The following is a 23,717-nucleotide window of genomic DNA, read 5'->3' as shown; positions in this document are numbered from 1 at the left end:
CCTTACAACAGATACCGTAATCAGACAGGGAACATCAGCATAACCCAGAGCCAGAAAGCCCAGAGGACAAACAGCCAGATCACCATTCTGAATGTCACGATACGTCTCTTACGAGGACCGGTTACTCTGGACTTCACACGCTGCTTCAGTGAATTCAGCTTGCTGGCTTTAGCCGCTCTGGCTTTCTCCGGGTGCAGGATAGATTCATAAATTTCACGTTGTTCCCGGCGAGCCTCTGCTTTATTGGCAACATCAGAAAAGCGCTGACGCTGCTCAGTCGTCAGTTCTTTTTCCGGTTCATATTTATGACCCAGCTCAAAATGCTTACGAACAACAGCCATAACACCCTCAACGGTTTCCCTTTGCGCGTGAACGCCACGCTCTTACCCTTATTATAGCTCTAATACGTGTACCAGCATGTCTCAAACATAGGCACCAAGAGGGTCGTTTTATGTAAAAAAATACCCGACTATCAGCCGGGTATCGGTACATTGCGGTTTATCAGAGTTTGCTTACAGTTCCTTACTTATCGCATGATCCTTAGGCAATCTATGTGCAATACCCTTGTGACAGTCAATACAGGTCTGCCCCAGTTCCTCGGCCTTATCATGTATCTCGGCGGCGACCGGTTTCTGTTTCACAAAGTCCATATATTCAAAGTTATGACAGTTCCGGCATTCCTGTGAATCATTGGCCTTCATCCTGGCCCATTCGTTAGACGCCATCTCAAACCTGTGCTCTTCAAACTTTTTCGGCGTATCAATGATTCCAAAAATTTTGCCGTATAATTCTTTGCTGGCCTGAATTTTACGGATCATCTTAGGGACAAATTCATGGGGTACATGACAGTCCGGGCAGGTTGCCCGCACACCGGTACGGTTTGTGTAATGCACGGTTTCCATGTATTCCTGATATACGTTCTGTTCCATTTCATGACAGCTAATACAGAACTCTTCCGTATTGGACAATGCCATTGTGGTGTTAAAACCGATCACAAAAAAAGCACCGACACCAAAACCGATCGCCAGCAATACCCCGAGAGCCATATGGCTCGGCTTTTTCAGCCACGCCCAGAGGCGTTTAATCCACTCCATAACACCCCCTATTCACCAAACTTACCTGCTGGTATAAATTCATTTTCAACCAAAGGCTTAGCATCCACCTGGGTAACGTGACACTGTAAGCAGAAATAGCGGCGTGGTGCGACTTCAGCCAGTATTTTATTATCCCTGTCCATATAATGCGTAGGACTCACACGAGGCGCATTGGCTTTTCGGTAAGTATTCACATCATGGCATTCCAGACAGCCATTATTGCTGGGGTTAAGCTGAACCTGATCGGTAGAATGCGGGATCAGCGGTGGCTGATTCACATAATCCAGCCCTAATCTTTCCTGGCTATGAGGGATTTTTTTCACCGCTTCCACTTCATTACCCTCTCCGGTACCTATATCTCCACGAAGTGAGTTAACCTCAGCGATTGCCGCGGTACTTACCAGTGCGGCCAGCAGTGCAGACACGACAAACTTATTCTTCATGTTTAGCTCCAGTTCTTGTTCTAAATTCGAATACCTTCTCCGAACACACATCAATACAGCGACCACAACTTGTGCAATCCTGACTCATCACCCGTCGGTCACCCTGTTTTAACGGCTGTCTTAAGATCTTTGGCTCCGGGCAAACATTGAAACAGTCCATACAGTCATGACAGTCTTCACGCCTGACAGCCACCACACGCATCATGCTATAACGCCCGATAACGCCGTAAGTTGCCCCTAACGGACACAAATGTCCGCACCAGCCATGTTCAACCAGCAAAAGATCGATAAGGAAAACCGACACAATCAGTATCCAACCGGCTCCCATACCGAAAATAAGTCCCCGGTGCAGGGCTGCGACAGGGTCCAGCCATGTCCACAGTACCGACCCGGATATCGCGCTGCCGACCAGAATGGCAAGCAAAAGCCAATAGCGAATAACCGGTGACCACTGATAACTGAACCTGATACCGGTTTTTCTGCGCAGCCATGCGGCCAGATCCGTCACCATCCCCAGCGGGCATACCCAGCCGCAAAATGCTCTTGGCCCGGTTACGGCGTATAACACCGCCACCAGAACGCCACCCAGTATTGCCGTTGTTTCCGGCCAAAATCCGGTCATGATCGTCTGCATCAACAGCAAAGGATCAGACATCGGAACCACCCCCAGAAACTCACTGGATGACAGGTTTCCCTGCAAAATCCCCCAGCTTGGCCCGGCCATAAACAAACCTACCACCGACAGCTGACTTATCCGGCGAAGGAACAGAAACCGATTCGCCCGCCACCAGCCAAACTTTTTCGCGGCTTCTTTACCGGCATCTTTAGGAGCGTGCCTGACGGTTTTTTTCGCTTTCAGCGTCATCACTTACCTCCCTTAACACCGTCAGGATTACCTATCGGTGCCCGTGTCGGCAGGGTAAGCTGGTCCGGAAGCAGGCTTTCACCCCCATGCTTCTGTTTCTCTTCCCAGCCCAGACGGTAATGATGGCCTAGCTCGCCTTTTGCCAGAATGGTCGGAACCACCTTGATTGCGGATTCTTCCAGCACACAGGCTTCCTCACACTTACCGCATCCGGTACAGACATCCGAATGGACTGTCGGGATAAATTTGGCATGGACTCCGGTACGCTGGTTATGCACCGGCTCCAGAGTAATCGCCTCATCGATCAGCGGACAGATACGGTAACAGACATCACAGCGCAGCCCTTGCCAGTTCAGGCAGGTTTCATGGTCAATCAGTACTGCTGTCCCCATTCTGGCGTTGTTAATATCGGTCAGTTTTGGATCCAGTGCCCCACTCGGACACGCCACCACACAAGGAATATCCTCACACATCTCGCAAGGGATCTGCCTTGCCGTAAAGTATGGGGTTCCCGTTGCAACAGGAGACAGCATCGTCGCCAGCTTCAGAGTATCGTATGGGCATGCCTGAACACACAAACCACAGCGAAGACAGGCACTCAGAAACTCATTTTCACCCAATGCACCCGGTGGCCGTATTGGCACCCCGGAACCGCCGCTCGCTTTACTCTGCTCTGACTGCAGGGCAAAAATGGAGGTCGCTGCACCCACTCCGACCGTCGTTCTTACCGCGTCCCGCAGGAAACGTCGCCGACTTGCTGATGGTAAAGAATGTTTGATTTTCATTCTTCACGCTCCCCACTACGCCCTACACTTTAGAGACCTTAACGGCACACTTCTTAAAGTCGGTCTCTTTCGACAATGGGTCCGTGGCATCCAGCGTCAGCTTGTTGGTCAACTGGCCGGCATCAAAGAATGGCATGAAGACCAGCCCTTCCGGCACCCGGTTACGACCACGGGTTTCCACCCGGCTGAGCAGTTCACCGCGGCGGGATTGCACTTTAATCGCGTCACCACGGCGCAGTCCCCGCTTTTTCGCATCTTTCGGGTGCATAAAGATCACCGCATCCGGGAAAGCGCGATACAGCTCAGGGACCCGGCGAGTCATCGAGCCGGTATGCCAGTGCTCAAGAATACGGCCGGTACAGAACCACAGGTCATATTCCTCGTCCGGAGATTCCGCCGGTGGCTCGTAAGGCAGAGCGAAGATCACCGCTTTTTTATCCGGCTTACCATAGAAGGCAAACTCTTCCCCTTCTTTGACATAAGGGTCATAACCTTCAGAGTAACGCCACAGGGTTTCTTTTCCATCCACAACCGGCCAGCGGAGACCCCGAGCCTGGTGGTACATATCGAACGGCGCTAAGTCATGCGCATGTCCACGGCCAAAATAGGCATACTCCTCAAATAAGCCCTTCTGTACATAGAAGCCGAAGTGCTTAGACTCGTCATTAAGCTGCCCTTCCGCCAGTTCGTCCACACTGTATTTATTCACTTCGCCATTGGTGAACAACACTTCAAACAGCGTCTTACCTGCCAGCTCAGGTTTCTTGTCGATCAGATCCTGTGGCCAGACATCTTCAACCGTAAAGCGTTTGGAGAACTCCATCAGTTGCCACAAATCGGATTTCGCCTCTCCCGGAGCCTGCACCTGCTGACGCCAGAACTGAGTACGGCGTTCAGCATTACCATAAGCCCCTTCTTTTTCCACCCACATAGCGGTCGGCAGGATCAAATCGGCTTCAATGGCGGTTACGGTAGGATAAGGGTCAGATACCACAATAAAGTTAGCCGGATCGCGGAAGCCCGGCAGACGTTCCTCGTTGATATTCGGCCCGGCCTGCATATTGTTATTACACTGCACCCAGTAAGCATTCAGTTTGCGGTCTTTCAGCATGCGGTCCTGCAGCACGGCGTGATAACCCGGCTTAGGCGGAATAGTGCCCGCAGGGATATTCCACTTGGTTTCACATATTTCGCGGTGCTTAGGGTTCATCACCACCATATCGGCAGGCAGACGGTGGGCAAAGGTGCCGACTTCACGAGCGGTACCACAGGCAGAGGGCTGCCCCGTCAGAGAGAATGGACCACAGCCCGGCTTGGAGATCTTACCCGTCAGCAGGTGAATGTTATACACCAGATTATTCGCCCAGACACCACGGGTATGCTGGTTAAAGCCCATCGTCCAGTAGGAACAGACTTTAACTTTCGGATCCGCATACATTTCGGCCAGTTCAACCAGTTGGTCCTCTGGCACACCAGACAGCTTAGAGGTGTATTCCAGATCATATTTAGCAACGAACTTCGCATAATCGTCAAAGCTCATTGGTGTAGACTTTTTGCTGCCCGGATTTTTCGCTGCCTTTTCCAGCGGATGCGTCGGACGCAGGCCATAGCCAATATCGGTTTCACCTTCACGGATATTGACGTGTTTCGCCATAAAGTCTTTGTTCACCTTATTGTTGGAAATAATGTAGTGAGCAATGAAGTTCAAAATCGCCAGATCGGTTTGCGGCTTAAAGATAATAGGGTTGTCGGCCAGCTCATAGGAACGGTGACCGAAGGTAGACAGAACGGCGACCCGGACATGCTCTGCCGACAAACGCCGATCCGTCAGGCGAGACCATAAAATAGGGTGCATTTCGGCCATATTGGAGCCCCAGAGCACAAATGCGTCGGCATATTCCAGATCATCGTAGCAACCCATCGGTTCATCCATACCAAAGGTACGGCCAAATCCAACCACAGCGGATGCCATGCAGTGGCGCGCATTCGGGTCGATATTATTGGAGCGGAAACCGGCTTTATACAGTTTTGCGGCAGCATAGCCTTCCCATACCGTCCACTGACCGGAGCCAAACATACCCACTGAGGTCGGCCCCTTGTCTTTCAGGGCCTGTTTAAATTTATCCGCCATCACATCGAAGGCTTCATCCCAGCTAACCGGGGTAAATTCCCCTTCTTTGTCGTAAACACCATCGGTTTTACGCAGAAGAGGCTGAGTAAGGCGATCCTGTCCATACATGATCTTCGGCAGGAAATACCCCTTGATACAGTTGAGGCCCCGGTTTACCGGTGCGTCCGGGTCGCCTTGTGAAGCCACCACACGACCATTTTGTGTACCAACCAGAACACTGCACCCGGTGCCGCAAAAGCGGCACGGTGCCTTATCCCAGTGAACTTCACTATCTTTACCGGCAGCCCGGGCTATCGATGTCGGGAGTGTGACTCCGGTTACCGAAGCGGCGGCGACTGCTGCATTTGCTTTTAAGAAAGTTCGTCTACTGACATTCATTTTTCGCTTCCTCAAACTCACATTGCTCATCCATTTGGTGGAATACCAGGGTCGCGGCTAATACCCCCGGCAGCTGCTTTATTGAATCGTAGGTATCAGCCAGGCTGTTTCTGCTGTCACCCTCTATAACGACAACCATTTTTCCCGCCTCACTCATACCCGGTACCTCGGTACCTTCCATCGACTCGATGGCCGCTTTAACCTGTTCTAACTGGTCAGCGACGGCATGTACCGCAAGGCTGCTCACGTGATAAGTCATCTATTTGCCCCAGTTCTGTTAGTTATTGTTGTCACTCATTGTGATGGCATTTACCGGGCAGGGTTTAATACAGGCACCACATCCGGAACATTCATCAACATCAAGCACCGGCTGCGCAACGTTACCGGCCTGTAAACGAAAGCGAATGGCAGAATACTCACACATATCCCTGCAACTGCGACATTCCGTACTCTGAAAAGACAGACAACTCTCTCCGATTTCCGCCACCTTTTGCCACGGAGACTGTTCGCGGGAGACAAATACCGGCACAGGGCAAGCATCAGCACACACACCACAAAAGGTGCATTCCCCACGCTGAAAATCCACTTCGGGAAACCCACCGTCTCCAGTGATAATGATGGCCGTTTCACACGCCTCAACACACTTACCACACCGGGTACATCCCTCGGTAAAGTCTTGCTCACTGACTGTCCAGGGCATACGGTGCGGTGCTTCAGTCCGGACCTTTGCTCCCGGCATACGGCGAAAAAATCTGCGTCGCGAAGTATCTATCTGTCTTTCCTCTGTCATTCCACATGACGTTGTAGCCATTGAAAAAGCGAGTCAATCTGAGTTAAAAATGGTACGTTGTTAAGGTCAGACCAAGCTTTGCAGCAACTAAACTCGCTTCTGCACCCGATTCGGTTTATTGTCAGTCTAGGAAACAAGAAAAAGGTATAAATACCTATTAATAGGTAATCAGGCATCAATATTGAGCGAGATCAATTATTCACCTTGGTCGACTTCACACATCTAAACATTAACTAAATGGATGTTCATTTAATGGCAAAGAGATAGGGAATTCTGTGCGAAAACCTCAGACATCAGTCACAACAACTATCGCAAGAGCGATGACTTTTATTCTGCTGTTATCGGTGACAACGACCGGTGTCACTATATTCGCCTTATTCTCCAGTCTGGATGATGCCGGGGCCATCAATATTGCGGGTTCATTAAGGATGCAAAGCTACCGGCTGGCCTTTGATATTGAGACGGAATCAGACCAGTTTGATGCACACCTTCTTCAGTATGAGCAATCTATTCATGCACCAGCGCTCGAATCTATAAACAGTTGGATCACTCCCCAGTCCCTGATTGACAACTACAATGGTCTGACGGCCCGTTGGCTTGATCTGCAACCGATCCTGAGATCAGACGACAAGCAGCTCTACCTGGACAACATCGCCGAGTTCGTCAATCAGATAGATAAGTTTGTATTGGAGCTGCAAACGTTTTCTGAATTTAAACTGGAGATGCTTACCCTGTCTTATGGGCTCGGATTTACGCTTATCTTAATGATCGCCTTCTACACCATTTTTTATACCCAGAGGAAAGTGGTTTACCCATTGACTCAGCTAGTGATGGCCAGCAAACAAGTTCAGGCCGGTAATTTTCGGGTAAAACTGACAGACGGAATGCAAAATGAACTGGGTATTCTCGCTAATGCTTTTAATAACATGGCGTCGGAACTGGAAAAACTCTATTCCGGACTCGAATCTAAAGTTCAGGAAAAAACTCGTCGGCTGGAACATGCCAAGAGTTCCCTGGAGACGCTGTATGGGTGCTCTCAGGAACTTTCCATCAGCTACTTGGGTGAAGATAACTTCCGTAATATCCTCCAGCGCCTTCTGGCCACAGAAGGACTGACCGCCATCAGAATGGTCGTAGAAGAAGAACCGGGCGTACATTGGGATATTGAAGTCGGTTCACCTTCATTAACAAAAGAGTGGCATGAAGAGCGCCTGAGCCTGGATGACGATAGTCTGGGCCGTCTGGAGTGGCAGAACTCTCTGCCTTGTCCGGATATCCAGCTGATTAGAAATGTCGCCCAAATCCTTGCCCGGGGAGTCTATTACAACCGGTCACAAAAACAGACTCAGCAATTACTTCTGATGGAAGAGCGCGCAACCATTGCCCGTGAACTTCACGATTCTATTGCCCAGTCTCTCTCTTATCTGAAAATTCAGACTACCCTGCTCAATCGTAGTCTGGCTAAAGAGAACCTGGAACAGGCAAGCATCACAGCTAAAGACATCGAACAGCAGCTTAGTGACACCTATACTCAGTTGAGAGAGCTGCTCAGCACCTTCCGGTTAACCGTCGGCAATGCCAGTTTTGGAGAAGCCCTGAAAGAACTCCTGGATCCACTCACAGAACAGACAAACGCAGAATTAATTCTGGATAACCAGCTTGCCTCCGTGTCACTCAGGGCCAACCATCAGGTTCATGTCCTGCAAATTATCCGCGAAGCTGTGCTGAATGCCATCAAACATGCCAAAGCAAACCGAATTACTATCAACTGTTTGCAACAAAATAGCTTAGCGAGTGTTACTATTACCGATAATGGTGTCGGTTTCTGCACCGACGTAGAAAAGACAGATCACTATGGCCTGGGCATTATGACCGAAAGGGCGGACAGGCTGGAAGGCCAGTTAAAAGTAAACAGCATCGAAGGAGGAGGCTGCCAGGTGCAGTTACTCTTCCCGTTACAAAAATAATACAGGAAGACTCATGACCCGCTGGAACGTATTAATTGTTGATGATCACCCTCTGTTACGCCGGGGAATTAATCAGCTTCTTTCATTTGAAGATGAATTCAATGTCGTGTCAGAGGCAGGCAATGGGGCTGACGCCGTTACCTATGCCTGTAAAAATGAACCCGATATGATTCTGCTGGATCTCAACATGAAGGGAATGTCGGGACTGGATACCCTGAAAGCACTCCGCGAGGAAGGAATTACCGCGACGGTGATTGTGCTGACCGTTTCTGACAGCAGTCAGGACATACGGGCTCTGGTGGAAGCTGGTGCCGACGGGTATCTTCTTAAAGATACGGAACCAGATGAGCTCGTCTGGCTGCTCAAACAGGCCATGACCACTGGTAGCGCCTACAGCAGAGCCGTACTCGACACCCTGAACCGGGAAGATGAAGGTGACGATCTGTTCAGCAGCCTGACCGAGCGGGAAAAAGAAATACTGGCAGAAGTCGCACTGGGTTTAAGTAACCGGCAGATAGCGGATCGGCTGTTTATTTCCGAATCAACCGTAAAAGTGCATATCAAGAGCCTGCTGAAAAAGCTGAGAGTCAAGTCCAGAGTCGCGGCGACCGTGCTTTATCTGGAAAATAAAGGCTAATCAGATCAGGCTCTATGCTCAACAAAACCTATAGCAAATGAGAAAACTGCGGCATCAGTTCGATGTTTTCTTCTATGGTTTCAAACAGGGCTTCCTGCAGCAACTCATCAGCCGTAACCACCGGATTGAGGATCAGAGCCCTGTGAGCTACATTAATGTTTCCGGTCATGGCCGCCTCAATCATCAGGCTTTCATACTCTTTCATCAGCAGTACCTGATGCATAATATCTTCCGGAAATGGCGGCACATTTAATGGTAAAGGGCCTGACTTAGTAATAACAGAGCTGACTTCTACGGCACTATTATCCGGCAAGCCACTGATGGCACCACAGTTGCGCGTCGTCACATGCATGATCGTTCGCTTGTCGTTATAGATAGATGCCATCAGTTCGCAAGCCGCATCTGAATAGTAGTTCCCTTGCAAGGCTTCCAGATTATCAGGCTTAGCATCCAAATTGGGATCACGATAGATATCAAACAGATATTTTTCCAATTGCTGGATAGACTCCCCGCATGTCCCGGCCTCATCGGCAACGGCCTTATTACGGATTATTTTTTCCCTCGTAATGATATCGTCCATCATATAGTAATGGCGCATATAAGCGGTTGGGATGCTCCCTAAAGACTCTTGTAGTGATTCAGAACATTCAAGATAGGGTGTGTTATCCGGTACTAATTTCTCATTTCCTTTCAGAATTTCGTCCAGTATCTGATCATGCTTATCTTCACCGTTCAGCAATACCTTGCGCGTGAAGATAAAGTGATTCAGCCCGGCGAGCAGAATCAAAGCTTCTCCGGGCTCTGCCTTCAGCAACCGATTGATGCCCCGCTCCATAATAATAGGAATATTGCACAGTCCAATCACCTTGACACTGGTATAACGAAGAATAGCTTCGGTCATAATACCTGTGGGATTGGTCAGGTTGATAAACCAGGCCTTAGGACAGTACTGCTCTATATCTCTGCAAATTTCAAGCATTACGGGTAAGGTTCGGCCCGTATTAGAGAAACCACCCAGTCCATTGGTCTCCTGCCCGCTCATGCCATACTTGCTGGAAATCTGCATATCCCGGAGCCGCCCTTCCAGACCTCCCGGACGAAACTGAGAACAGATAAAATCCGCCCCTTCGAATGCTTTACGCCGGTCAAGAGAAACAAACACGTCAATATCAGCCCCGGCTCTTTTTATCATACGCTTGGCTAAGGCAGAAATGATACTGACTTTTTTCCAGCCTTGTTCTATATCCACCAACCATATTTCTTTTATTGGCAGCTCATTTTTTCGCTTGAGAAGTCCTTCTATCAACTCTGGCGTATAACTTGAACCTCCACCTACTATAGTTAACTTAAGATAACCGTCCATTTTCTGCCTCTACAGTTATTTATCTATTTAGCTCATTTTCCTATTTGTTATGTTTGGTTATTTAAAGAAAATTACCTAATAATGGTGCCCTAAGAGAATAGACGGTTATTTTTCAATATTCCTGTCGTTATTGATAAAGAAGATTAAAGTGTGCCATGGTGCAATATTTCACCGTCCCTGTTGCATATCTGTTTGCACCTGAATTCTTTTTTCTGTATCTGGCCTAACCCGCTCATTTCTGATAGCTTTTATATCACTAATCACCACAGAGTTCTGGTACCTATGGACACACCCATTACCCGGTTTTATTCATTTCTCTCTCAACAAAGTCAGGCCTGGGGCGTTGATGTACTGATCATCACCGGCCTGAGTTTTGTGGTATGGATAGGCTGGAAAATGCTGAGTGCAAGACTGGAAGGTATTGCCGATAAAACCAGCTTCCACTGGGATAATGCCGTGATCAGTGCACTAAAAACCCCAGTCAGCACATTTATCTGGTGTTGGCCCGCCATGATATCTATCGGACTGATGCTGGAGAATGTCGTAGAGCATTCTCTGGACTGGTTAAGCACAACCAAAACCCTTCTGGTTATTTTTATCTTTATCTGGATCATTCTTCGGCTGATCACCAGCGTGGAAGAGCAGGTTCTGAAAGAACAGCGCCGGGATGAAACGACAGTCCAGGCTATCGCCAAGATAATCCGTCTGCTGTTTATGATCATGGGTCTGCTGTCTGCGATGCAGACACTGGGACTTAGCCTTTCCGGTCTGCTCACCTTTGGTGGGGTGGGTGGTTTGATTGTCGGTCTTGCCGCAAAAGATCTGCTGTCCAACTTTTTTGGCGGAATGATGATCTACTTTGACCGACCATTTAAGGTGGGCGACTGGGTTCGTTCACCTGACAGGGAAATAGAAGGAACCGTGGAGCGAATCGGCTGGCGAATGACGATTATCCGCACCTTTGATAAGCGTCCTCTGTATGTACCGAACGCCGTATTCAGTAGCATTGTAGTAGAAAACCCATCGAGAATGCTGAACCGTCGCATTTATGAAACCATCGGTTTACGCTATGACGATGCCCATAAAGTGGAAGGCATTATCCGTGACGTCAAAAGCATGCTTGAACAGCACCCGGACATTGATGCCAGACAAACGCTGATCGTCAACTTCAATGCTTTTGGTCCGTCCTCACTGGATTTCTTTATCTATACCTTTACCAAGACGGTGAACTGGGTTTATTTTCACGAAGTAAAACAAGATGTCCTTCTGAAAGTGATGGACATCATTCACGACCATAACGCCGATGTGGCTTTCCCGACTCAGACTCTGAAAGTAGAACAAGCTCCGTTTCCTCAGCAGCAATAATTCAAAGCCGGTGATGCAGGATCAGATCAGGATTCCCTTGCTCTGGTCCCTGCCCCCGTCTTTCGCCTTATACAACTGCTGATCGGCTATCTTAAATGCCTTATCCGCAGAATATGACATGCGGGTAAAACCGAGTGAAGCCGTGATCGCCGGCTTAGTATTAATGAATGCGATATTCTCTCTGAGCCGCTCAAAGCAGGCTTTAGCATGCTCATAAGAGTCACACTTGAGAATAATGACAAACTCTTCTCCACCCACCCGAAAGGCATAATCACGGTGGCGGATCCCTTCCTTCAGAGACGATCCCACCTTACGAATGACTTCATCGCCGACAGCATGCCCGTAATGATCATTCACCATCTTAAAATGGTCGATATCTAAAATACCCAGGTAATAATCGGTATTCACAAATTTGTGTTTTATTTTATTGTAATAAGCCCGGTTATACAGCCGGGAGAGTTCGTCTATATGAGCCTTATCTTCCAACCGCCTGGAACGCTTGTAAAATTCGTAATATATATAAGTGGATACCATCAGTATGCAGACAAAGAATGTCAGAATTTTCGGCAGATAATAGAGAAATTTCTCTGTCGGACTGATGAAATAGATAAGGTAGGCATCTCCGTCCCCATCCACTGCCGGGACTTTATGAAACAGGATCAGCTTGTTCTGATAATCGATAATTCCGGAATCTTTATAGATAGTGGCCTTATCCAGCTCAATCCAGAGCTGTTCATCCCAGTTATTCTCTTTCAGTGGGTAGGCAGTGCGCCCTTCCGTCACAACCCCACCATCAGAAAGGTAAAAAACCCGTTTAAACGTTGAATAACTGAACTTACTTTTATCAATGCCAACGGCCAGATAACCCGCAATGTCTTGGTGCAGAAGTACAGGATAATACAAGCTGAACTGATCTTGACTCAACCGACTAACAAACGGGTGATCGAGGTTCGTATTATTGTAGAAAAAAAGATCCACTTTAGCCGCCAGACGGCTGGATACCTGATGAAATTCATCCAGGGTCAGTAACTGTAGTGACTCCACAAAACCTTCGCGTCGGGAGCTCAGAATCACAGCGATCAGATCGTTGGTATGTCCAACCTGATCACTGTCAACAAACTCCTGCTTCACTATGTCATTATTAACTAAACTCGCATAATCACCTATCAGCTCACTTTCTTGCTTAAACACCGATGCCCAAACATTAATCTTGTCGAAGATATAGGGGTAAAGCGCATTTTCCAGATAAGTCGTAGGAGTGTTAACTAAAAAAATAACGGCAAAGATAACCAGTAGTGATTTCAGCTCATGACCTGCAGTTTTAGAATCGTTTTTCCTGATACCCGTGTAGTACAAAAGCCTTTAACCGCTCCGAAGCACCGGAGGGCTCCTCTCATAGAAACGTCCATGAGAGGTTATACCGAACAAATATTACCGCATTATTATGAACAGCATTCAATATAGAGAAAGTTTTCATTATTATGACAGTAATCACAGTCGATCAGTCCAACTTCACAACAGAAAGCGTAGGTTAACGAAAAGTCAGACCTGTTACAGCTCAACCATTAACTTCCCGCGGTTTTCGCCGGTAAACAAAAGCGATAGCCCGGATACCGCATTCTCCAAGCCTTTCAGAACATGCGCCCGGTACTGAATTTTACCCCCGAGCACATATGGTGTGAGCTTTTCCAATAGCTGCTCAGTTTGGTCAAAGTGATCGGGCATTGTGAATCCCTGAATAGTGAGGCGTTTTTTTATCACCGGTATCCAGTTTGGACCTGGCCGTGGGGTTTCACTCTGATAATCGGCAATCATACCGCACACAACAACACGTCCATGAGCATTCATCTGGTCAATAACATGCTGCTGAAGAGCTCCGCCCGTATTTTCAAAGAAAATATCAACACCATCGGGAGTCAGCTCTTCAAGTCGCTTCGCCGCTGTATCACTTTTATAGTTTACGGCACCATCAAAACCTAATTGGTCAACAATCCAGTTCGCTTTCTCTTCAGACCCTACAACGCCAATCACGCGCAGTCCTTCCGCTTTAGCCAACTGACCCACAATAGAGCCGACTGAACCTGCCGCACCTGTGACGACAATCGTTTCACCCTGCTTTGGTTTTCCAACATTAAAAAAGCCTTGGGTAGCCGTTAATCCCGGCAATGCAAATATGGAAAGTGCCATTTCCCGATTAATATCGGAACTGAGTTTTGTCACGCCCTGACCGTCCGAAATAGCTAACTCTGTCCAGCCAAACATCCCCATCACCGTATCGCCCTCTTGGAAAGCCTCATTCTTTGAATCGATGACCGTTCCAATTCCCAGACCACGCATTCGTGAGTTCAGAGCTACCGGCGGAATATAACTGGTTTCATCAGGCATCATCCAGCCTAACATTGCAGGATCAAGCGAAAGGTGAGTGACCTGTACAGCAATTTGTCCCTGCTGTGCAGAAATCTCTTCATTTTTACGAATCTCGAATAGATGAGAGCCTATATCCCGGCTTGTTTCTGGTCGCTGAGCTAATAACACTTCTTTATATCCGGACATATATTCCTCTCCTTTTTATATTTTACAGTCAGTTATGGTATCGACGATACCGACAGAGAAAACGTTGTAGTAACGTCCCTTTTTCAATGTAAGGTGAGTATCACATAGATTTTTATTGCCATATACAGGTAAAATAGCGAATCACTTTTGTCAAAAAGACAACAATTATGGATAAGCTTAAAGCCATTCACTATTTCATAGCGACCGTCGAATATGGCGGGTTTTCCGCTGCCGCCAAAAAGTTTTCAGTACCCGCTTCTTCCGTATCAAGACGGATCTCTGATCTGGAAAAGTTACTCGGTGCTCAACTGATTAATCGCACCACACGGCACATTAATCTGACCGAAATAGGTGAGCTATATTATCAGCAGGTCAAACGCCTTTCTCAACTTGAGAAAGATTCAGAAGAACTGATCCGGACTTATCAGAAAGAGCCTTCTGGTACGTTATTTATTAGCAGCGTGACAGGCTTTGGCCAAACCTATCTGATTCCAGTTATAGATGAGTTTCAGGAGAAATATCCTAATGTCCGCATTCGGCTGGATCTGAATGATACTCTGACGAAAGTGCCCGATGGAAACGTAGATATCGCAATACGTGCCGGGTTTGCACCAGATGAGCGAATCGTAGCCGTTAAGCTAATGAGTAACGAGTTTATCCCAGTTGCCTCACCAGGCTACCTCTCTCAATATGGTAAGCCGGAAAATAGTGAAGAGATCAAGAGCCATCACGGGCTCTTTTATCTCTCCGCGAACGGACCAATAAGGTGGTGGAGTTATATTGATAATAACTGGCAGGAAGTGAGTGCCAGAGAGCGACTGGCAACCAACTCCGGCCCCTGGCTGATTCAAAAAGCGATAGCCGGAGAAGGCATTGCCATGTTGCCAAGATGGTCTGTTAAACAGGCAATTAAAGAAGGACAGCTGGTTGAGCTATCACTTAACCAGCCAACCAGTGTATCTCCTGACAAAACCAATGCTGTTTATCTGCTTTATCGCCAGCAGGCCTACAATAACCCCAAGATTCAGGCTGCAGTCGATTTTATTCGCCATAGATTAGGAGATGCTTAACGATGGGTCATATCCCGACAAATAATACGCCTGCTATATGAATTGGAGCGGTTAATGGTTTGTGTGGGGGTTTCGCCAAATAGCTGCTTATAATGCTGATTAAACAAGCTGATGTGGTAAAAACCATGTTCAATGGCGAGATCGGAAATACTCTTCTCGTTTCCTTCTTCTAAAAGCGCCGACCGGATTAAGTTTAACCGACAGTTTCTTATATAGTGTATCGGCGTGGTTCCGAGCCCTAGTTCAAAAGCGTATTGTAATGTTCTCCGGCTCACGCAGGCTATCTGACATAGTTCACTCACCGTTAGCGGGTACTCACCCGTTTGCTCAATATGTTTCTGGATCCGCTCAATCACCACCATTCGGGCAGAACGAATGTCCTTCGGGTTTTGTAAATTCTGCGGTGTTATCTGTGCCAGTAGATCCGTAATCGCTGAAGTGACAAGTGGTCTAAGGCGTTGAAGACGAGCCTGACTGCCCACTTCCGAAATATGGTTGTTTAATGGAGAGTCGTCGGTCAGAAGCATACGAATAAGCTTGGCCAGCTCATAGCTAAGCTGCGGACGGGGATCGGTGATCAGTATGTTTTCCGGATGTCCCAGCCATAAGTCTGAGTCCAGACCGGTAAACTCATCCGCGATTGTCTTTTTGTTCAGAACCAGGCCAAAAATGTGAAAATCAGAAGGGGTGGCCAGTTCAAATTCCACGTGGGACGGTCGAACCATGAGCTGCCCTTGCTGCAGTTGATTCGCGTTAATTCGTGGACTCTGACACTGCTGGGAAAAGCCAATCCATATGCTGTCCTCATTGACACAGCAGTGCTGCAGTAACGCCTGACTGGTGAATTCTTCAAACAGGTGCACTCCACCCAGGTTTAATTCATCCAGATAACCAGAGAAGCCCCCGTTACTGTGTTGTTCATAGCTCTGCTCCCAACGCACCAGACTTTCCGCCTGCTGGCTTGCATCATAGGCGTACGATCTGCACCTTATCGGTGCAGATGAATTATCTTCATGAGGCAGATTAAGAAATTTCATCGTCAACACTCTTCCATATTTGGTGCACCACCTTATAGCAATACATAAATAACTACCTGATAAATAAAATTATTTCAGAAATGCGCAAATACGCTATTCCGCTGGATCGCTACTGGCATCAGATCACGATAAGAACATAGCAAGGTTCAGGCCGATAGCTTCCCAATGGAAAAAGCGTCTTTTCGGTCGGAAATATCGTTTTTATGAGGTACACAGTGTCGAAATATCGCTACCAACTCGGTACTCGGGTTTATCAGTTCCGGACATTAGCAGAAGTGATGGCAAAAGCTTCTCCTCTCCGTTCAGGAGATCAACTGGCGGGGGTGAGTGCTCACTCAGCGGAAGAGCGTGTTGTTGCACAGATGGTTCTGGCTGATCTGCCACTTAAAGTGTTTCTGGAAGAGCCGCTTATTCCCTACGAGAACGATGAGATCACCCGACTGATTGTTGACGAACATGATGCAAAGGCCTTTGTCGACATTGCTCATCTGACCGTGGGTGATTTTCGCAACTGGTTACTGCAGGAAACGACTACCTGTATCGAGCTGGAAAAGGTACGGGCAGGCATTACCCCCGAAATGGCCGCGGCAGTCAGCAAGATCATGAAAAATCAGGATCTGATTCTGGTCGCGAAGAAATGCCGCGTCATCACCCAATTTCGCAATACCATCGGACTGTCGGGACATCTGTCTACCCGCCTGCAGCCGAATCACCCGACCGATGATGTGAATGGCATCGCTGCCTCACTGTTTGACGGGTTGATGTACGGCAATGGCGATGCGGTTCTGGGCATTAACCCTGCGACCGACAGTGTCAGTCAGGCCGTAAAACTAATGAAGCTGATGGATGAAGTCATCCAGCACTATGAAATACCGACACAATCTTGTGTGCTGACCCATGTCACCAACACTATTGAGGCTATAGCGCTTGGTGCGCCGGTAGATCTGGTCTTCCAGTCCATCGGTGGCACAGAGGCGACCAACAGTGGTTTTGGCGTCAATCTGAATGTGCTGTCGGAAGCCTATGACGCGGCACTCAGCCTGAACCGCGGCACCGTCGGCAATAATGTGATGTATTTTGAAACCGGTCAGGGCAGTGCGCTGTCCGCCAACGGCCATCATGGTGTCGACCAGCAAACCTGTGAAGCCAGAGCGTATGCGGTTGCACGCAAATTTAATCCGCTGCTGGTCAATACGGTGGTTGGGTTTATTGGTCCGGAATATCTGTTCGATGGCAAACAGATCATTCGTGCCGGACTGGAAGATCACTTCTGCGGCAAGCTGCTTGGTCTGCCGATGGGCTGCGATATCTGCTACACCAACCACGCGTATGCCGACCAAAATGATATGGACAACCTGCTGACCCTGCTCAGCGCGGCTGAGTGCTCTTTTATCATGGGTATTCCCGGCTCTGATGACATTATGCTGAACTATCAGACCACCTCTTTCCATGATGCACTGTATGCCCGTCAGCTGTTCGGACTGCGCCCCGCGCCTGAATTCGATACATGGTTGAAAGAGATCGGTATTTCGCCTTCTGATGGGCAATCCCAGCTATCCGATCAATTAGCAGAACCGTTTGCTCAGCCTCTTAAACAACTTCAGGAGGCATCATGAAGAACGTCACCCCAATCAGACAACTTGTACATGACGACCCGTGGAAAAGACTGCGTGAGTTTACCGATGCCCGCATTGGTATTGGCCGGGTAGGTACCAGTATTCCGACCAGCGAAATGCTTAAGTTTCAGCTGTCTCATGCGCAGGCGATCGACGCGGTTCATTTCCCTCTGGATATACAGGCTTTTGTCGGCCAGTTGGAATCAACGCCGAGCCTGGTGCCTTACCTGCCAGCACAATGCCTGCATAGTGAAGCACGCGACCGGATGGAATACCTGCAACGCCCGGATCTTGGACGCAAACTGAATGAAGCATCACTGTACCAGTTGCAGCAGTTACGTAAGCCGGATGGCGAATCTTATGACCTGGCGATTGTCATCGCTGACGGGCTTTCTTCTTATGCCATCGCCAATCATGCGATTCCTTTTTTAAACCGCCTGATTAAGACGCTTAATGATGATCCACAAAAAGAATGGAACATCGCTCCCATCTGCCTGGTGGAACAAGGCCGGGTTGCCGTCGGGGACGATGCCGGTGAAGCGCTCAACGCCAAAGAGGTATTGCTCCTGGTTGGTGAGCGTCCGGGGCTCAGCTCACCGGATAGCCTCGGGCTTTACCTGACCTGGAACCCGAAAAGGGGGATGGAAGAATCGCTGCGTAACTGCATTTCCAACATCCGTACAGAAGGGCTGAGTTATGAAAAAGCCACGCATAAATGCTTCTACCTGCTCAGTGAATCACACCGAATTCAGTTGACTGGCGTTGGTCTGAAAGACCGCTCTGACGACGGCCAGTTAGAACCTACGGCAAAACAACAGTTTTGCTTAACCAATTAACCGATATACTTTTTACTTAATGAATGGAATCACGACTATGACTGAAAAATTAAAACCAACATTAGGTACCCTGCACTTATGGGGTATCGCTGTGGGGCTGGTTATTTCCGGCGAGTACTTTGGCTGGAGTTATGGCTGGGGTGTTGCCGGCACACTGGGCTTTCTGATCACAACCGCTCTCGTCGCACTGATGTATACCTGCTTTATCTTTAGCTTTACCGAGCTGACAGCCGCGATCCCTCAGGCTGGCGGACCTTTCGCCTACAGCCGCCGCGCATTTGGTGACACGGGTGGCCTGATCGCCGGTTTTGCCACTCTGATCGAATTTGTTTTTGCTCCACCAGCGATTGCCATGGCCATCGGTTCGTACCTGAATGTTCAGTACCCGGGTCTGGATCCTAAGATCGCAGCCGTTGGTGCGTATATCGTCTTTATGGGGCTGAACTGCCTGGGCGTAAAACTTGCTGCGACCTTTGAACTTTTTGTGACTATTCTGGCCGTTATCGAGTTACTTGTGTTCATGGGTGTTGTGGCACCAGACTTCAGCATTGCCAACTTCAGCGCCAACGGCTGGGCTGGCAGCGAAACCTTCGGTCTTGATGCTATGACTGGTATCTTTGCCGCTATCCCGTTCGCTATCTGGTTCTTCCTGGCTATCGAAGGCGCAGCAATGGCCGCCGAAGAAGCGAAGAATCCAAAGCGTACTATTCCTGTCGCTTACATCACAGGTATCCTGACTCTGGTCGCTCTGGCTATCGGTGTCATGGTATTTGCCGGTGGTGCTGGTAACTGGCAGGAGCTGTCAGGTATCAATGATCCGCTTCCGCAAGCAATGAAAATGGTGGTTGGTAACAACTCAACCTGGCTGCACATGCTGGTATGGATTGGTCTTTTTGGTCTGATTGCAAGCTTCCACGGTATTATCCTTGGCTACTCTCGACAGTTCTTTGCACTTTCCCGCGCTGGCTACCTGCCTGCAGGCCTGTCTAAACTGTCGGGCTTTAAAACACCGCAAAGAGCGATTTTTACCGGCGGTATTATCGGTATCATCGCTATCTTCAGTGACGGCGTGATTAACCTGCAAGGTATGAGCCTGACTGCAGCGATGATCACAATGGCAGTATTTGGCGCTATCGTGATGTACATCATGAGCATGCTGAGCCTGTTTAAACTTCGTCAGAGCGAACCTGAAATGGAACGCAGCTACATGGCTCCGGGCTACCCTGTTGTTCCGGCTATCGCACTGGCTTTGTCTATCGTCTGCCTGATTGCTATGGTCTGGTTTAACCCGGTTATTGCGGCTGTATTCACTGTGATGATGCTGTTGGGTTATGCGTATTTCCGCGCAACTAAGGCGCAACGAGAAGAAGCAACACCTGAAGTGGCTTTAGCAAGCGAATAAGCACGGATACCCAGGCAGCCTCTGGATGCCTGGGTATATTTTTCCTCCCTAATCCAACCAGCCTTTTAAGCCTGTTCCCCACCCTGAGTGTGGCAAACTTTGTTATTTCCTGCCCTTGTCAAAAACAAATAAACTAATGACACACATCCAGACACTTTTTCTGCTGTAATTAGGGTATAGGTAACCAACAGAGGAAATAAAGATGCATGGCTTCTATGACTGGGGATTATTTTCAGGAGGAGGGTTTATGTTCCTGTTCTGGATTTTGTTAATAATTGCGATCATCTGGCTGGTGTTTTCATCAAAAAACAGAAACAACAGCCCCACTGAAACTGCGTTAGATATCGCCAAAAAACGCTATGCCGCAGGAGAGATCACCAAAGAAGAACTGGATGAGATCAAACGGAACCTCTAAAGGCTATAACGAAGCCGAAGCAGTTCCGTTCTTATTCGCTCAGAGAGCGCCTCGACATTTTATGTACCCCAGATAGTCACCGCTCTTAATTTCGGTGAGCGTTGATAAATCATGATTGAAGATATACACCCAGGCTAAGATATTTCCCCCATCAGGTAGAGATATTAGTCCTTTTTTTCTTATATATTCATGTGGTTGAGGAAACGTATCTGAGCATTCCTCATACTCATCAAGCTGAATAAATACCATTTCCCGGTTAATAATCCGGTAGACTTCTCCATGAACTCTATCACCCGATTGATTTGATTCTATCGCCCCCGGATAGCCATCAACCTCATACAATTTTCCCTGCATTGTCCCATTAGAAAAGTAGTCACAATATCGGGCAAGAACACAGTGCATAGGTGTTGCGGTTTCTTTACGAAGGGTTCCGTATACAAAAATAAAGTCATCAGTCATTACAAGCTTTCTCTTTTCAATGCCTTGATTATCAAAGCCAAGAATAGAATGCTATTCTTATATATAACGTGTGCATTATCCATATTGGTATGTGACAGATTTTGGTGATTGTATGGCTTTAGATGAACATATCGATATTTTCCCTTGGTATGATAGTTTTAATATCGGTATTCCCGAAATTGATGAGCAACATAAGCAACTGGTTTCTATACTCAATCGGGTTGCCAGCTTCATCTCCTTCCAAAACTCTACACTCAATTTAGACGATTTAATTCTCGAATTGGTTGATTATGCGGTTTACCACTTTAATACGGAAGATAACTACTGGCTTTCAACTATCTCCGAGTCAGAACCAACCGATAAACATCACAACAGCCACCTCGACTTTATCCAACGTGTCCACGATTTTGAGCAAAAAACGTCGATCCTTACAGAAGAAGAGTGGCTTGATGAACTGCTGTCGTTTTTAGCTGGCTGGCTCGCCTCTCATATTTTAGAAAGTGATAAATATATGGCATTGCTAGCTAAAGCTGTGCAGTCAGGAATGTCATTAGATGAAGCTAAGCACAGCGCAGAAAAACAGATGCGCGAAAATGGCAGAAATGCCATCAATATTATTCTGGCGGCATATAAGAGCTTATCTTCTAACGCGATTCGTCTGATGCGGGAAATTAAAGCAAAAAATCAAGCACTCGATATGCACTTAGAGAGTGAACGTCAGTTGCAGGCCGTTATGGATTATGCGCAAATCGGACACTGGTCACTACGATACGCAGATCAATCGGCTGAATGGTCTCCACAAATATACCGTTTATTCGGCATAGCTGAAAATACGACTCCGGAGCTGGAATCATTTTTCTGCATAATGAGTCAGGACTCCCAGAAGAATTTTCTGGATTCGGTTCAACATAGCTTTGAAACCGGAGAAGAACACCGAATGGTGTATCAAATCGAACGGGTGAATGATGGGGCTAAACGTTGGATAGAATGCCGGGGTAAAGTGGTCTACGGCGAAGATGGTATACCTGAAAAAATATCGGGGTTTTTACAGGATGTAACAGACCGCAAGCAAGATGAAGAGCAAATCACACAACTAGCTTATTATGATCCTCTAACTCAATTGCCTAATCGGCGTTTATTGCTGGATCGATTAAATCAAACCATCGCAATGACACAACGTAGCCAAACCTACAATGTTTTACTGTGCATGGACATTGACGACTTTAAAACTTGGAATGACAGTCATGGCCATGAATATGGTGATATTCTTCTCCAGGAGATTTCGACACGTATTCAGTCCTGTCTGTATCAGGGAGACACGGTTTCTCGTGTTGGCGGAGATGAATTTGTCATTATTCTTTCTAATTTTAGTGGTAATTCGATCGAAGTTGCCGCAAAGGCTGAATCGGTAGCCAATAGGGTAGCATTGTCTATATCTGAACCCTATTTTATCCGCGAGTGTCAATGTAATATCAGCGCAAGTATCGGTATGGTTTTATTTAATGACAACCGCACCTCAGCGCATGAGTTGATGAAACAAGCGGATATTGCCATGTACCAGGCTAAGGAAGGGGGAAAGAATACCGTTCGCTTTTATGACCCACTGATGCAGCAGGAAATCAAAGTCCGAATGAAGCTGGAAAATGAGCTAAGGATCGCGATTGAAGAGCAGCAATTCACACTTTTCTATCAACCTCAGGTAGACCAATCAGGCCGAATTTTCGGTGCCGAAGCATTAATTCGTTGGAATCATCCTCTTGATGGCCTTGTTTGCCCTGATCGCTTTATTCCTATCGCCGAAGAAACAGGACTTATCATACCGATGGGGGATTGGGTTCTAGACACCGCATGTCAACAACTTAACCTCTGGCAACAAGATGAAAACAGACGTGACCTTACGCTGTCAGTTAATGTCAGTTATGTACAATTTCGTCAACCTTCATTCGTAGATAAAGTCTGTGAATTGATGCAAAAATATCAGTTAGAACATGGAAAACTCAAGCTTGAGCTGACGGAAAGTCTATTTGTTGATGATATTGAACTGGTCATCTCGCGCATGACAACGCTAAATAATCTCGGTATCGAGTTTTCTATTGATGATTTCGGTACAGGTTACTCCTCATTGCAATACATAAAACGCTTACCATTAAGTCAGCTTAAAATAGATCGCGCATTTGTTTCAGCGTTAGACACAAATATGAATGATCAGTCAATCGTCAACATGATTATTCTTATGGCAAAAGAACTTGGTATGAGTGTCATTGCCGAGGGGGTAGAAAACCAGAGTCAACGAGAACACCTGGAGAAATTCGGTTGTTTGAATTATCAAGGGTATTTCTTTAGCAAACCAATCCCTATTGAAGAATTTATCTCATTATCAGCACCAAACTTTTAAGGCTGTTTGTATATTGGAAATCCTCTTACACGCCAGTTTGTGGTTGAGGAAAAAAAGGCCGGAAACTGTGCATGCAGGACTCGAAACCCTTCAGGAAAGTGCTGCCTGGCAGATTT

Annotated in this window: 22 protein-coding genes; 9 read left to right on the top strand and 13 right to left on the bottom strand. The window is 47.5% G+C overall.

The features are described 5' to 3' along the window. Positions 1-20: 20 nt before the first annotated feature. The 8 genes from DI392_RS10155 to napF form a co-directional block, all read right to left on the bottom strand. On the bottom strand, positions 21-341 hold the full coding sequence (locus tag DI392_RS10155) for a hypothetical protein (protein ID WP_109319803.1): 321 nt from the start codon (positions 339-341) through the stop codon (positions 21-23). A 171-nt stretch (positions 342-512) separates the two neighbouring features. Continuing rightward, positions 513-1,094: a NapC/NirT family cytochrome c gene (locus tag DI392_RS10150; RefSeq protein WP_109319802.1), complete on the bottom strand. Its 582-nt coding sequence runs from the start codon at positions 1,092-1,094 to the stop codon at positions 513-515. 8 nt (positions 1,095-1,102) lie between these two features. Further along, entirely contained in the window at positions 1,103-1,537 is a 435-nt protein-coding gene (locus tag DI392_RS10145) for a nitrate reductase cytochrome c-type subunit (RefSeq protein ID WP_109319801.1), read from the bottom strand. Then, entirely contained in the window at positions 1,527-2,402 is an 876-nt protein-coding gene (gene napH, locus DI392_RS10140; RefSeq protein WP_109319800.1) for a quinol dehydrogenase ferredoxin subunit NapH, read from the bottom strand. Before napH ends, DI392_RS10145 begins: the two co-directional genes overlap by 11 nt. Then, positions 2,402-3,187 carry a ferredoxin-type protein NapG gene (gene napG / locus DI392_RS10135; RefSeq protein WP_109319799.1) on the bottom strand — a complete coding sequence of 262 codons (786 nt, stop codon included), beginning with the start codon at positions 3,185-3,187 and terminating at the stop codon, positions 2,402-2,404. The genes napH and napG overlap by 1 nt, the downstream gene beginning before the upstream one ends. Before the next feature lie 22 nt (positions 3,188-3,209). Beyond that, positions 3,210-5,696, bottom strand: a complete 2,487-nt coding sequence (napA, locus tag DI392_RS10130) for a nitrate reductase catalytic subunit NapA (protein ID WP_109319798.1) — start codon at positions 5,694-5,696, stop codon at positions 3,210-3,212. Further along, complete coding sequence (locus DI392_RS10125) at positions 5,683-5,955, bottom strand: chaperone NapD (protein ID WP_109319797.1); 273 nt, start codon at positions 5,953-5,955, stop codon at positions 5,683-5,685. Before DI392_RS10125 ends, napA begins: the two co-directional genes overlap by 14 nt. A gap of 18 nt (positions 5,956-5,973) precedes the next feature. After that, complete coding sequence (gene napF / locus DI392_RS10120) at positions 5,974-6,507, bottom strand: ferredoxin-type protein NapF (protein WP_425445688.1); 534 nt, start codon at positions 6,505-6,507, stop codon at positions 5,974-5,976. A 254-nt stretch (positions 6,508-6,761) separates the two neighbouring features. On the opposite strand from napF, the gene narQ reads away from it, so the two are divergent. Both narQ and DI392_RS10110 read left to right on the top strand, forming a co-directional pair. Beyond that, complete coding sequence (gene narQ / locus DI392_RS10115) at positions 6,762-8,453, top strand: nitrate/nitrite two-component system sensor histidine kinase NarQ (protein ID WP_109319795.1); 1,692 nt, start codon at positions 6,762-6,764, stop codon at positions 8,451-8,453. A gap of 13 nt (positions 8,454-8,466) precedes the next feature. Further along, complete coding sequence (locus DI392_RS10110; RefSeq protein ID WP_109319794.1) at positions 8,467-9,090, top strand: response regulator; 624 nt, start codon at positions 8,467-8,469, stop codon at positions 9,088-9,090. A 28-nt stretch (positions 9,091-9,118) separates the two neighbouring features. Here the strand turns inward: DI392_RS10110 and DI392_RS10105 are convergent, their stop codons facing one another. Continuing rightward, entirely contained in the window at positions 9,119-10,453 is a 1,335-nt protein-coding gene (locus DI392_RS10105; RefSeq protein ID WP_109319793.1) for a 6-phospho-beta-glucosidase, read from the bottom strand. A 282-nt stretch (positions 10,454-10,735) separates the two neighbouring features. Here DI392_RS10105 and DI392_RS10100 point away from each other — a divergent pair, with 282 nt between their 5' ends. Beyond that, positions 10,736-11,818, top strand: coding sequence for a mechanosensitive ion channel family protein (locus DI392_RS10100; RefSeq protein WP_109319792.1), 1,083 nt, complete (start codon positions 10,736-10,738; stop codon positions 11,816-11,818). 21 nt (positions 11,819-11,839) lie between these two features. Here the strand turns inward: DI392_RS10100 and DI392_RS10095 are convergent, their stop codons facing one another. Further along, positions 11,840-13,174 (bottom strand): GGDEF domain-containing protein, encoded by a 1,335-nt coding sequence (locus DI392_RS10095; protein WP_109319791.1) that lies wholly within the window; start codon positions 13,172-13,174, stop codon positions 11,840-11,842. Positions 13,175-13,369: 195 nt separating this feature from the next. After that, a complete protein-coding gene (locus DI392_RS10090; RefSeq protein ID WP_109319790.1) occupies positions 13,370-14,371 on the bottom strand; it encodes an NADP-dependent oxidoreductase in 1,002 nt (333 codons plus the stop codon). Positions 14,372-14,538: 167 nt separating this feature from the next. Between DI392_RS10090 and DI392_RS10085 the strand changes: the two genes are divergently transcribed. Further along, positions 14,539-15,441, top strand: a complete 903-nt coding sequence (locus DI392_RS10085) for a LysR family transcriptional regulator (RefSeq protein ID WP_109319789.1) — start codon at positions 14,539-14,541, stop codon at positions 15,439-15,441. Here the strand turns inward: DI392_RS10085 and DI392_RS10080 are convergent. Next, positions 15,438-16,478 carry a helix-turn-helix domain-containing protein gene (locus DI392_RS10080; protein ID WP_109319788.1) on the bottom strand — a complete coding sequence of 347 codons (1,041 nt, stop codon included), beginning with the start codon at positions 16,476-16,478 and terminating at the stop codon, positions 15,438-15,440. The two genes, DI392_RS10085 and DI392_RS10080, sit on opposite strands and share 4 nt — an antisense overlap. A gap of 203 nt (positions 16,479-16,681) precedes the next feature. Between DI392_RS10080 and DI392_RS10075 the strand changes: the two genes are divergently transcribed. The 4 genes from DI392_RS10075 to DI392_RS10060 all read left to right on the top strand — a co-directional run bounded on the left by DI392_RS10075 (position 16,682) and on the right by DI392_RS10060 (position 20,747). After that, a complete protein-coding gene (locus DI392_RS10075) occupies positions 16,682-18,094 on the top strand; it encodes an ethanolamine ammonia-lyase subunit EutB (protein WP_109319787.1) in 1,413 nt (470 codons plus the stop codon). After that, complete coding sequence (gene eutC / locus DI392_RS10070; protein WP_109319786.1) at positions 18,091-18,930, top strand: ethanolamine ammonia-lyase subunit EutC; 840 nt, start codon at positions 18,091-18,093, stop codon at positions 18,928-18,930. Before DI392_RS10075 ends, eutC begins: the two co-directional genes overlap by 4 nt. A 37-nt stretch (positions 18,931-18,967) precedes the next feature. Next, entirely contained in the window at positions 18,968-20,332 is a 1,365-nt protein-coding gene (eat, locus tag DI392_RS10065; RefSeq protein ID WP_109319785.1) for an ethanolamine permease, read from the top strand. A 202-nt stretch (positions 20,333-20,534) separates the two neighbouring features. After that, a complete protein-coding gene (locus tag DI392_RS10060; RefSeq protein WP_109319784.1) occupies positions 20,535-20,747 on the top strand; it encodes an SHOCT domain-containing protein in 213 nt (70 codons plus the stop codon). A 39-nt stretch (positions 20,748-20,786) separates the two neighbouring features. Here DI392_RS10060 and DI392_RS10055 read toward each other — a convergent pair whose 3' ends face one another. Then, a complete protein-coding gene (locus DI392_RS10055; RefSeq protein WP_109319783.1) occupies positions 20,787-21,206 on the bottom strand; it encodes a gamma-glutamylcyclotransferase family protein in 420 nt (139 codons plus the stop codon). A 112-nt stretch (positions 21,207-21,318) separates the two neighbouring features. Between DI392_RS10055 and DI392_RS10050 the strand changes: the two genes are divergently transcribed. After that, on the top strand, positions 21,319-23,601 hold the full coding sequence (locus tag DI392_RS10050) for a bacteriohemerythrin (protein WP_109319782.1): 2,283 nt from the start codon (positions 21,319-21,321) through the stop codon (positions 23,599-23,601). Positions 23,602-23,717: the final 116 nt, after the last annotated feature.

This window comes from Vibrio albus, assembly GCF_003144035.1.
In the GTDB taxonomy this organism is placed as follows: domain Bacteria; phylum Pseudomonadota; class Gammaproteobacteria; order Enterobacterales; family Vibrionaceae; genus Vibrio; species Vibrio albus.
This window is presented reverse-complemented; position numbering and strand designations above follow the sequence as displayed.